Raw genomic sequence first — 12164 nt, 5'->3', positions numbered from 1 at the left:
GTATAAAGCGCCGGAAACGGAGATGGAGACGCTGCTTTCTGACATTTGGCAGGAAGTGCTCGGTCTTGATCAGATCGGCGTAAGCGATAATTTCTTCACGCTCGGCGGCGACTCGATCAAAGGCATCCAAATGGCGAGCCGCCTGAACCAGCACGGCTACAAGCTGGAGATGAAAGATCTCTTCCAGCATCCGACCATCGAAGAGCTCGTCTCTTACGTGGAGCGGACGGAAGGCAAGCAGGCCGATCAGGGACCTGTCGAAGGCGAAGCGGACTTAACGCCGATCCAGCGCTGGTTCTTTGAGAAAAACTTTACCGACAAACACCACTGGAATCAATCCGTCATGCTTCATGCGAAAGACGGCTTTGATCCGGACCTGGTGGAAAAAACCCTGCAAGCATTGATTGAACACCATGATGCGCTCCGCATGGTTTACCGTGAAGAAAGGGAAGGCATCATTCAGACATACCTCCCTGTCACAGAATGCAAGGCAAGCTTTGAAATCGTTGATCTGTACGGAACGGACGAGGATATGCTGAAAAGCCAGATTCAGCGGCTTGCCGATCATCTTCAGGGAAGTTTTGATCTGGAGAACGGCCCGCTGTTAAAAGCGGAGCAATACCGGACAGAACAAGGCGATCATCTGTTAATCGCGGTTCACCATCTCGTCGTGGACGGGGTTTCATGGAGAATTCTGCTTGAGGATTTCGCTTCAGGTTATAAACAGGCGCAGCAGCAAAACAGCATCGTCCTCCCGCAAAAAACCCACTCCTTTAAAGATTGGGCGGAGGCGCTGAACACGTTTGCGCAATCAGAAGAGCTGAAAAAGCAGGCGGCTTATTGGGGGCAGGCAGATGCGGAAGAACTCCGGCCGCTGCCGAAAGACCATGAGCCGACAAAACGGCTCGTCAAACATACGGCGGCCGTGAAATGTGAATTAACTGAGGAAGAAACGGCACAGCTGCTGACAGATGTTCATCATCCGTACGGAACGGAAATCAACGACATTCTGCTCAGCGCGCTCGGCTTAACGATCAGTGAATGGACGGAAAACGGCAAAGTCGGCATCAACTTAGAAGGACACGGCCGGGAAGAAATCATACCGAATGTCAATATTTCACGGACGGTCGGCTGGTTTACGGCCCAATATCCGTTGATTCTGCAGATCAGCAAGGAAGGCGGCGTCTCTTCCGTCATTAAAACGGTAAAAGAGACAGTGCGGCGCGTTCCTGATAAAGGTGTAGGATACGGGATTCTCCGGTATCTGTCATCCGATGAAACAGAAAAAGGCGTCACGCCTGAAATCAGTTTTAACTACTTGGGGCAGTTTGACAATGAAGTGAAAACGGAATGGTTTGAGCCGTCTCCATATGATATGGGACGTCAAGTCAGCGAAGAGTCAGAGGCGTTATACGCACTGAGCTTCAGCGGGATGGTTACAGGCGGCCGCTTCGTCATTTCCTGCTCATACAATCAGGAAGAATATGAAAGAAGCACCGTCGAAACACAGATGCAGCGGTTTAAAGACAATCTTTTAATGATCATCCGCCATTGCACGGCCAAAGAGGAGAAAGAATTTACGCCGAGCGATTTCAGCGCGCAGGATCTTGAGATGGATGAAATGGGAGACATCTTTGACATGCTTGAGGAGAATTTAACGTGACAAAAACAGTTAACAGAAGGGGGGAGCGGAGCAGATGAGCCAGTTCAAAAAAGATCAAGTTCAGGACATGTATTATTTGTCGCCGATGCAGGAGGGAATGCTGTTTCATACTCTCCTGAATCCTGGCCAAAGCTTTTACATCGAGCAGATGACAATGAAAGTAAAAGGCAGCTTGAATATTAAATGCCTTGAAGAAAGCATGAATGTGATCATGGACCGGTACGATGTATTTCGTACCGTGTTCATTCACGAAAAAGTAAAAAGGCCGGTCCAAGTCGTATTGAAAAAACGGCAGTTTCAGATAGAAGAAATCGATCTGACACACTTAACGGGCAGCGAGCAAGCATCCAAAATTAATGAATACAAAGAACAGGATAAGATCAAGGGGTTTGATTTGACGCGGGATATTCCGATGCGGGCAGCCATATTCAAAAAAGCGGAAGAAAGCTTTGAATGGGTGTGGAGCTACCACCACATCATTTTGGACGGCTGGTGCTTCGGCATCGTCGTGCAGGATCTGTTTAAGGTATACAATGCCCTGCGCGAACAAAAGCCGTACAGCCTGCCGCCGGTCAAACCGTATAAAGACTATATCAAGTGGCTTGAAAAGCAGGATAAACAAGCATCACTGCATTACTGGCGCGGGTACTTAGAAGATTTTGAAGGACAAACGACATTTGCGGAGCAAAGAAAGAAACAAAAGGACGGCTATGAGCCGAAAGAGCTGCTCTTCTCACTGCCGGAGGCGGAAACAAAAGCATTTACCGAGCTTGCAAAATCGCAGCATACCACTTTGAGTACGGCGCTGCAGGCGGTTTGGAGTGTATTAATCAGCCGCTACCAGCAGTCCGGCGATTTGATCTTCGGCACAGTCGTTTCCGGGCGTCCCGCAGAAATCAAAGGCGTTGAACATATGGTCGGGCTGTTTATCAATGCTGTCCCGAGGCGGGTGAAGCTGTCTGAGGATACCACATTTAACGGCTTGCTCAAGCAGCTGCAGGAGCAATCGCTGCAGTCTGAGCCTCATCAATATGTGCCGCTCTATGACATCCAAAGCCAAGCCGATCAGCCAAAGCTGATTGACCACATCATTGTGTTTGAAAATTATCCGCTTCAGGATGCAAAAAATGAAGAAAACAGTGAAAATGGCTTTGATATGGAGGACGTCCATGTTTTTGAGAAATCGAATTATGATCTTAACCTGATGGCTTCTCCAGGTGATGAGATGCTGATTAAGCTTGCCTATAACGGGAATGTGTTTGATGAGGCGTTTATCCTGCGCTTAAAATCTCAGCTTCTTACAGCGATTCAGCAGCTCATCCAGAAGCCGGATCAGCCTGTCAATACGATCAGACTTGTTGATGAAAAGGAAAGAGAACTTCTGCTTACCGGCTTAAACCCGCCGGCTCAGACTCATCAGGCGAAGCCTCTGACGGATTGGTTTAAGGAAGCGGTGAATGTAAATCCTGATGCACCGGCGCTTACGTATTCCGGCCAGACTCTTTCCTATCGCGAATTAGATGAGGAAGCGAACCGTCTTGCGCGCCGTTTGCAAAAGCAAGGTGCGGGTAAAGACACCGTTGTCGCGTTGTACACGAAGCGCTCGCTTGAACTGGTGATCGGCATTCTCGGCGTATTAAAAGCGGGAGCGGCTTATCTGCCGGTTGATCCGAAGCTGCCGGAGGACCGAATCTTGTATATGCTGACTGACAGTGCGGCAGTCTGTCTGCTGACACATCAGGAAATGAAAGAAAAAGCGGCTCAGCTGCCGTATACAGGAACAACACTCATCATCGATGATCAAGCACGGTTTGAGGAACAGGCAAGCGATCCTGCAGCCGCAATTGATCCCGATGATCCGGCGTATATTATGTATACGTCCGGCACAACCGGAAAGCCGAAGGGCAATATCACCACTCATGCCAATATACAAGGATTGGTCAAGCATGTAGATTACATGGCATTTTCTGAACAAGATACGTTCTTATCTGTTTCGAATTACGCCTTTGACGCATTTACCTTTGATTTCTACGCATCAATCCTGAATGCGGCACGGCTCATTATCGCAGATGAACATACACTGCTTGATACAGAACGGCTCACTGATCTGATCCGGCAGGAGAATGTCAATGTCATGTTTGCGACAACCGCACTTTTTAATCTTCTCATCGATGCGGGAGAGGAGTGGCTGAAGGGGCTCCGCTGTGTGTTATTCGGGGGTGAGCGCGCGTCTGTGCCTCACGTCAGAAAGGCGCTTGAGATCATGGGGCCTGGCAAGTTGATTAATTGCTACGGGCCGACTGAGGGAACGGTGTTTGCGACAGCTCACGTCGTGCATGATATACCGGATTCCATTTCCTCCTTGCCGATCGGAAAGCCGATCAGCAATGCAAGTATTTATATTCTTAACAGGCAAAACCAGCTTCAGCCGTTCGGAGCTGTCGGTGAACTGTGCATCAGCGGAATGGGTGTATCAAAAGGGTATCTGAACCGTCACGACCTGACGAAGCAAACGTTTATCCCAAATCCGTTCAAGCCGGGAGAAACGCTTTACCGCACAGGGGATTTAGCACGATGGCTGCCGGATGGAACGATTGAATACGCCGGGCGTATTGACGACCAGGTCAAAATACGCGGACACCGGATTGAACTTGAAGAAATCGAAAAGCAGCTGCAGGAATACCCGGGTGTGAAAGATGCGGTCGTTGTTGCAGACCGCCATGAGTCCGGAGATGCATCAATCAATGCCTATCTCGTGAACCGGACGCCGCTTTCAGCTGAAGACGTAAAGAGGCACTTGAAAAAACAGCTTCCTGCTTACATGGTGCCGCAAACCTTTACTTTCTTAGAGGAGCTTCCTTTAACGACAAACGGGAAGGTCAATAAACGGCAGCTGCCGAAACCGGATCAGGCTCAGGCGGCGAAAGAATGGATCGGGCCTCGAAACGCGACGGAAGAAACGATTGCACACATCTGGTCCGAGATTCTCGGCAGACAGCAGATCGGGATTCATGATGATTTCTTCGCGCTCGGAGGCCATTCCTTAAAAGCGATGACGGCAGCGTCGCGCATTAAAAAAGAGCTCGGTACGGACATCCCGGTGCAGCTGTTATTCGAAGCGACGACAATCGCAGACATTGCCGGTTATCTGCTTCACGGTGAAGAAAAAGGAATGAAAGATCTCACCATCATGAATAAAAATCAGTCTGACACACTGTTTGCGTTCCCGCCGGTTCTCGGTTACGGGCTGATGTACCAGCCGCTGGCAAAACAGCTGTTCGGCTATAGAATCTGTGCGTTTGATTTTATCGAGGAAGACAACCGAATCGAACGCTACACAGAGCTGATCAATCAGCTCCAGCCGGAAGGACCGGTCAAGCTGTTCGGATACTCGGCAGGCTGCACGCTCGCCTTTGAAACAGCCAAACGGCTTGAAGCCGAAGGACGTAAAGTGGAGCGGCTGATCATGGTTGATTCCTATAAAAAACAAGGCGTCAGCGACTTGGAAGGCCGCACCGTAGAAAGCGATGTCCAGGCGCTGATGAAGGTAAACCGGGATAACGAAGCGCTGAATGACGAAGCCGTCAAAGAAGGGCTCGCCAAAAAAACAAACGCGTTTTATTCTTATTTCGTGCATACCGTCAGCACCGGCACGGTCAAAGCGGATATAGATCTATTAACGTCAGAACCGGACTTTGCGATGCCGCCGTGGCTCGCTTCGTGGGAGGAAGCCACGACAGGTGAATACCGTGTGAAAAAAGGCTGCGGCACGCACGCAGAAATGCTTCAGGGAGAATGTCTCGAAAGGAATGCGGCATATTTGCTCGAATTCCTAAGGAAGGAACATCCGAAGCTGACAGCTTCACGATAGAAAAGGAGGAAGCCCGCCAATGGTCCAGCTCTTTAAATCGTTCGATACCACGGAAAAAACGCAGCTCATCTGTTTTCCGTTCGCAGGAGGCTATTCCGCATCATTCCGCCCGCTCCACACCTATCTTCAAGGTGAGTGTGAGATGCTTGCCGCGGAACCGCCGGGACACGGAACAAATCAAATGTCCGCCGTTGAGGATTTTGAACAGCTTGTCAGTTTATACAAGCAGGAGTTGAATCTCCATCCTGACCGCCCGTTTGTCCTGTTCGGCCACAGTATGGGAGGCATGGTCGCTTTCAGGCTGGCGCAAAAGCTGGAGCGGGAGGGGATTTACCCGCAGGCCGTGATCATCTCAGCCATTCAGCCGCCGCATGTGGAAAGGAAAAAAGTGTCTCATCTTGATGATGAAAAATTTCTCGCCCATATTATCGAGCTTGGCGGAATGCCGCAGGAGTTAGTGGAGAATAAGGAGGTCATGTCATTTTTCCTGCCTTCTTTCAGATCCGACTACCGCGCGCTTGAAAGCTTCCGTCCGTCTGATTCTCACATCATTCAATCACCCGTCCATATTTTTAACGGGCGGAAAGATAAAAAATGTATCAAAGATGCGGACGGATGGAAAAAATGGGCCGACAATCCCGTATTTCATGAGTTTTCGGACGGCCACATGTTCATATTAAGTGAAACTGAAAAAGTGGCGGAACGAATCTATGAGATTATTAACAGGAGCACTGCAGGCCAATTGTTATAGGAGATGACAGACAGCATTCGCTGTCTGTTTTTTGTAACAAAATCCGCCCGCGCGTTTTCTCATTTATCAAAAATTTTATGTTATGATTTGATGGAATATAATTTTGAAGGGATTGTCGTACATGAATGATGCAGCAAAAGAGCTGAACAGAACATTATCTGAAGAAAACCCGCACGTGCTTCATATGCTTTCTGATTTGGGCAGAGAGTTGTTTTATCCGAAAGGGGTGCTGACACAATCGGCGGAAGCGAAAGCCAAGGCCGGAAAGTATAATGCCACGATCGGGATTGCCACCTCACAAGGCGAGTCCATGCACTTTTCCCATATTCAAGAGACACTGTCCGCCTATAACCCCGATGATATCTACGATTATGCTCCGCCGCAGGGAAAAGAGCCGCTCAGACAGGAATGGCTGAAAAAAATGCGTCTCGAAAATCCTTCATTAGCCGGCAAAGACATCAGCACGCCGATCGTGACAAACGCTTTAACACACGGGCTGAGCATCGCCGCCGACTTGTTCGTCAATGAAGGGGATACACTGCTTCTGCCTGATAAATATTGGGGAAATTACAATTTCATTTTCGGTGTCCGGCGCAAGGCATCCATTGAGACGTACCCGCTTTTTCAGCAGGATGGGCGTTTTAATGCGGCGGGGCTGTCCGAGCTGCTGAAAAAGCAGGAAGAAAAGGCGATTGTCGTGCTGAATTTCCCGAATAATCCGACAGGCTATACGCCGGGGGAAGAGGAAGCGTTAGAAATCGTAAGCGTGATTCTGGAGGCGGCGGAGGCCGGCAAAGAGATTGTCGTGCTCGTAGACGATGCGTATTACAATCTGTTTTACGATGAAACGGCCATTCAGGAATCCATCTTCAGCAAACTCGCCCAAGTGCACGACCGGGTGCTTTGCGTGAAAATAGACGGCGCGACGAAGGAAAATTACGCGTGGGGCTTCCGTGTCGGTTTTATTACGTACAGCACAAAAAGCGAAAAAGCGCTGCGCGTGCTCGAGGAAAAAACAAAAGGGATTATCAGGGGAACGATTTCAAGCGCCCCGCATCCGTCCCAAACGTTTATGCTGCGGGCGATGCAGTCACCGGAATACGAGAAAGAAAAATCGCTGAAATATAACATTATGAAAAAACGGGCTGACAAAGTGAAAGCCGTTCTTGCAGAAAACAAGCACTATGAAGACGTATGGACGCCTTATCCGTTTAACTCGGGTTATTTCATGTGTGTCCGGCTGAAAGACATAAACGCCGGCGAATTGAGAGTGTCGTTGCTTGAAAAGAGAGGAATCGGGACGATATCCATTAATGAAACCGATTTGCGAATCGCATTTTCATGTGTTGAAGAAGAACATATCGCGGATCTGTTCGAAGAAATTTATCAAGAAGCAAAGCAGCTGCAGAAACAGGCGGAAATATCAGGCTGACAAAAAAGGAGGGGGACACCCTCCTTTTTGTCTTTTATTCTGTTACATTTACTTTCCCATTCACATTTTCCCGGAGCATTTGCCTGAAAACGGCGATATCTTTTTGCGAATAGAAAAGTCGTTTCGGCAGCAGAAGTGTTCCGTAACCCGATGTTTGTAATCGAAACATATCTTTGTGCTCCCTAGCCGAGAGCAGTTCATCCCATTCAAAAAGAATGCTTGCGTTTTTTGTTTTTGGCTGATTCCGAGCTGATGAATCGTAATACTTCTGGCAGATTTCAGCCGCTGATTCGTTTTGTATGTTCTGTAAAGACGGAAGAATGAGATTGCCGTTGCGATCACCGTGACTGCCAAAGAGAGAATCACAGCTGCAAGGAAATTCAGGAGAGCTCTGACGCCCCATGTGCCGCCTGTAACCGGGCCGTTCATTTCAAAACAGATGGCAGAAGCCAGCGGCATAATCAAAAAACAGACAGCCGCGGATTTTCCTTGATGATAAGCAAAGTGTTTTCTTACATCGGCAAATGTTAAGCAGCCCGCGAGATAGATATTTTCATTTCGTGTGTTGATCATATTCCGTCTTCGTTTCCTTTCATTTTTTCCCTATGTCGTAATATGTTTTTTTTCCGCCGTCCTGAAGCATTGCTTCCCATGACTCCGATGACGATACAGACGGCGCCGGCGATATGATACCAGCGGAGTGACTCATGGAGAACGAGGACACCCGCAAGCATCGTCACGATGACGGACAAATTGTTAAAGGCGCTCATCTTAAACGCTTCAATCTTGGACAGCGCGTAGTTTGACATCAATGATGTAATGAGAGAAGACAAAATGCCTAAATACAGAATCGCTGCGATAAAACCGGGATCGCGGAAGGGCAGAAAATACTGCCCGATCGTTCCTTCCGCTCCGTGCCGGAAGAGAGCGATGCAGTTGAAGGAAGCAAAGCCGATCGCAGACATGCACCAGGTCAGCTCACCCAATGAAAAACGCTGGGTCATGCGTCTCGCTGCCGTATTGTAAAGGGCGGAGGACAGCGCGGACAACAGGATCAGGAAAGCACCTTTAAAACTCGCCGATTCCGCGGACACCCCTTTCATTGTGAAAATAAATACCACCCCGGCCACTGACAGGCATGTGAATCCCTTTTGCGCCCATGTCGGACGTTCCTTTAAAAAGTAAGACGAAAACAGCATCGTAAAAATCGGGATGGCGGCTTGAATGATACCGGCTTCCGATGATGAAGAATACAAAAGGCCGAACGCCTGAAAACTGAAAAACAAAGCCGGATATAAAAGGGCCAAAGGCAAGATCGCCAGCACATTCATCCAGCTGACGGACAGTTTGATCCAGCCGAATAAAACAGGAAGCATTGCACAGATGAAGGCCGCTGTGAACCGATGAGCCAATATATCAAACGGATTGGCGGATTGAAGCGCAATCTTGACAAATATAAAGGAAAAACCGATAATCAGCGCATTTAAAATGGCAGCGAGGTAAGCAGCAGCCAAACGGTTTTGATTAATCATCTTTACGAACTCCTTTAATGAGATCGAGCGCCGGCCGCTCCCTTTTATTGTATGGGAAGGGAAGAAGCAGTACAATGAGAATAATGATAAACTGTACCGGTACAGATGGAGGTTCAGCATGGAAAAGTATATGAACGTGATGATAGAAGTGGAGAGTCTCATTGAAGGCGGCACTTTTCAGGAAGGAGCGCGGCTGCCTTCTATCAGGCAGCTGGCCGAGCGTTTTCACGTCAGTAAAAGCACCGTCATCCGTGCGCTTCAGGAGCTTGAAAAACGGCACATTATTTATGCCGTGCCGAAAAGCGGCTACTATCTTATTAAAAATGACAAAAAGCAGGAGCGAGAACAAACAGGTATCATTGATTTTGCAGCCTCGGCGCCGGACCCTGATATTTTTCCGTACCGCGACTTTCAGCATTGCATCAACAAAGCCATTGATATGTATAAAAATGATTTGTTCATTTACGGCACGCCGCAGGGGCTTCCGTCTTTAATCCGGGTGCTTCAGACGCTGTTATCCGATTATCAGGTATTTGCAAAAGAGCGGAACATTTTTATCACCTCGGGTGTGCAGCAGGCGTTATCCCTGCTGTCTCTGATGCCGTTTCCGAACGGAAAAAAGAAGATTTTAATCGAACAGCCGGGCTATCATCTGATGGTGGAGCAGCTTGAAGCGCTGCGCCTTCCCGCCTGCGGCATTAAACGGACGGCTGAGGGGCTTGATATGGCGGAAGTCGAGCGGCTGTTTCAGACGGAGGAAATTAAGTTTTTTACACGATGCCCCGATTTCATAATCCGCTCGGCAGCTCTCTGACAGAATGGCAAAAACGAGAACTTGTCCGATTAGCGGAGGCGTATGACGTTTATTTGGTTGAGGATGATTTCCTAGGAGATTTAGAGGACAATCAGAAGGCAGACCCGCTGTACGCCTACGATCTGTCTTTCCGCGTGATTTATTTGAAAAGCTTTTCGAAAATGATTTTTCCGGGGCTGCGTGTTGGAGCGGCTGTGCTCCCGGATTCGCTGGCCCCGGTTTTCCATACGTATAAAAAGCTGAGCGATATCGACTGTTCGATGATATCCCAAGCGGCCCTTGAAGTGTATATCAAAAGCGGCATGTTCAAAAGGCATAAAGAAAAATCCGGGCCTCTTACAGAGCACGTTCCGAGCTGCTCCAAAACGCGCTGCAGGAGTACGGCGGTTTTTCTGTAAAGCAAACGTCGATCCATACCCATCTTGTGCTGGAGAAAAGCCTTTCCGCTTCAAGAGTTGTGCAGCGTCTGAAAGCGCAAGGCGTGCTGGTGGAGCCGATTGACAGCCATTACCTATCGGATTTTCCGAAAGAAAATATCATCAAACTCAACGTGTCCAACGTCAAGACAGGGGATATCACGCGAGGCATCAAAATGCTGACGGATTGCTTATAACAGCTCTTCATACGTTTTCATCTCAATCCCGTCACAAAAATCGGGATGCGCCGCACAAACGGCCAGCTTATATTCCTCGTCCGCATCATATGTGCGGATGAAACAAGGTTCATGTCCGTCCGGGAGCTCAATGGACACATGGCCGTCGTCTTTGAGACGGACGCTGAATGAATCAAGCGGCAGGGAAAGCCCTTTTCCGGCCTGCTTGATAAAGCTTTCTTTCATCGACCACAGGTGGTAAAAATAATCGGTCTGCTGATCGGGGTGTTTTGCTTGCAGATCACTGTATTCCGTCGGCGAAAAAAAACGTTTGGCGATATCAATCGTGCCGGGCTTCATTTTTTCAATATCAATGCCGATCGGTTTTGAATCAACGGCACACACGATCCAGCGCCCGGAGTGGGAAATATTAAAGTGCATGTCCGGAAGCGCGGGGATGTACGGCTTTCCGTATTCCTGGACGCTGAATGAAATCGCGGCCGGATCAAGTCCGTAAGCCTTCGCCGCAGCCGTGCGGATCAGCATGTCGCCGATCAAGGTGCGGTGAGCATCCTCCTTATGGTAAAAGCGCCGGCATTTTTCCCGCTTTTCGGCGGACACGGCTGCCATCATCCGATCCTCTTCCCCTGCAGAAAGCGGGCGGTCCATATATACTCCGTAAATCTTCATGTCCAGATCCTCCGTCTGAAAATATTGTCAAAACCATCCTATCATATCAAACGAAAGCTGTCCGAAAATAAAAAAACAAAACCGTTTCGGCTTTGTTTTTAATGCACGGACGTTGCCCGCCCGGAGATCGCGTATGTTAACAGTTTAGAGGACTGCGGCAAAGAAAAACGCAGAATCAGCCCCGTCAAAACAGCCGTAATAATGGTTCCGGCGCCGATCGGTCCGCCCATCACCCAGGCTGCGGCAAGAATCGTCAGCTCAATGCCGTTCCGCACCCATTGCACGTTCCAGCCCGTTTTTTCAGATATCAGCATCATCAGAGAGTCCCGGGGGCCCGCGCCGAGCCCAGCCGATACGTAAATACCGACGCCGCAGCCGATCAGCAGCAATCCGATAGAAAAAACACGGCCGCTAAGGAAAAAGCGTGCGCCTCAGGAAGCAGAAACGAGAAGAAATCAATAAACATTCCCATCAGCACCATGTTTAAGATAGCGCCGATTTTCGGGAGTGTCCTCGTGAACAGGCAGGTTAAAGCCACGATGACCGCGCCGACCAAGATGGACCATTGGCCGACAGATAGCCCGAAATGCTGAAAAAGCCCATAATGAAAGGCATCCCAAGGGCTGATGCCGAGAGCTTTTCCTTTAATGGTTAACGATACCCCGAAAGACAAAATCAACAGACCGGCAAAATAAAACGTCCAGCGCATCAAGAATTCCCGCTTCAAAGAGGTCCCTTCTTTCATAAAATTTCATTAATTGTCATTGTAGCATAACCGCCAAAAAAAAGAAGAAGCGAAATCAGTGTTTCGCTTCTTCT

At 48.9% G+C, this 12164-nt stretch carries 7 protein-coding genes and 2 pseudogenes; 5 read left to right on the top strand and 4 right to left on the bottom strand.

Annotated features, from left to right (window positions below; translation table 11 throughout):
* The 4 genes from D368_RS16535 to D368_RS16520 form a co-directional block, all read left to right on the top strand.
* A partial coding sequence (locus D368_RS16535; protein WP_486129277.1) for a condensation domain-containing protein occupies nt 1-1663 on the top strand: 1663 nt, incomplete at its 5' end.
* A gap of 34 nt (nt 1664-1697) precedes the next feature.
* Nucleotides 1698-5534 (top strand): surfactin non-ribosomal peptide synthetase SrfAC, encoded by a 3837-nt coding sequence (gene srfAC, locus D368_RS16530; RefSeq protein WP_128574987.1) that lies wholly within the window; start codon nt 1698-1700, stop codon nt 5532-5534.
* Between the two features lie 19 nt (nt 5535-5553).
* On the top strand, nt 5554-6285 hold the full coding sequence (gene srfAD, locus D368_RS16525) for a surfactin biosynthesis thioesterase SrfAD (RefSeq protein WP_012116775.1): 732 nt from the start codon (nt 5554-5556) through the stop codon (nt 6283-6285).
* 121 nt (nt 6286-6406) lie between these two features.
* Complete coding sequence (locus D368_RS16520; RefSeq protein WP_038456929.1) at nt 6407-7717, top strand: aminotransferase class I/II-fold pyridoxal phosphate-dependent enzyme; 1311 nt, start codon at nt 6407-6409, stop codon at nt 7715-7717.
* Nucleotides 7718-7751: 34 nt separating this feature from the next.
* Here the strand turns inward: D368_RS16520 and D368_RS16515 are convergent, their stop codons facing one another.
* Complete coding sequence (locus D368_RS16515; RefSeq protein WP_322784370.1) at nt 7752-8120, bottom strand: YcxB family protein; 369 nt, start codon at nt 8118-8120, stop codon at nt 7752-7754.
* 166 nt (nt 8121-8286) lie between these two features.
* Entirely contained in the window at nt 8287-9249 is a 963-nt protein-coding gene (locus D368_RS16510) for a DMT family transporter (RefSeq protein ID WP_082181747.1), read from the bottom strand.
* 118 nt (nt 9250-9367) lie between these two features.
* Between D368_RS16510 and D368_RS16505 the strand changes: the two are divergent.
* Nucleotides 9368-10676: pseudogene (locus tag D368_RS16505) on the top strand (aminotransferase-like domain-containing protein).
* Here D368_RS16505 and D368_RS16500 read toward each other — a convergent pair.
* Entirely contained in the window at nt 10671-11345 is a 675-nt protein-coding gene (locus tag D368_RS16500; protein WP_015388713.1) for a 4'-phosphopantetheinyl transferase family protein, read from the bottom strand. The pseudogene D368_RS16505 and the gene D368_RS16500 overlap by 6 nt on opposite strands.
* 98 nt (nt 11346-11443) lie before the next feature.
* Nucleotides 11444-12090, bottom strand: a pseudogene (locus D368_RS16495) (YczE/YyaS/YitT family protein).
* Between the last annotated feature and the right edge of the window lie 74 nt (nt 12091-12164).

It is taken from the genome of Paenibacillus lentimorbus NRRL B-30488 (assembly GCF_000411595.1).
Lineage (GTDB): Bacteria > Bacillota > Bacilli > Bacillales > Bacillaceae > Bacillus > Bacillus velezensis.
Note: the sequence above shows the minus strand (reverse complement) of the source record. Positions and strands in the feature narration are given on the sequence as shown.

Coding starts and splice junctions, on each gene's coding strand:
- srfAC (WP_128574987.1), top strand. CDS start 1,698: ATGAGCCAGTTCAAAAAAGATCAAGTTCAGGACATGTATTATTTGTCG.
- srfAD (WP_012116775.1), top strand. CDS start 5,554: ATGGTCCAGCTCTTTAAATCGTTCGATACCACGGAAAAAACGCAGCTC.
- D368_RS16520 (WP_038456929.1), top strand. CDS start 6,407: ATGAATGATGCAGCAAAAGAGCTGAACAGAACATTATCTGAAGAAAAC.
- D368_RS16515 (WP_322784370.1), bottom strand. CDS start 8,120: ATGGGGCGTCAGAGCTCTCCTGAATTTCCTTGCAGCTGTGATTCTCTC.
- D368_RS16510 (WP_082181747.1), bottom strand. CDS start 9,249: ATGATTAATCAAAACCGTTTGGCTGCTGCTTACCTCGCTGCCATTTTA.
- D368_RS16500 (WP_015388713.1), bottom strand. CDS start 11,345: ATGAAGATTTACGGAGTATATATGGACCGCCCGCTTTCTGCAGGGGAA.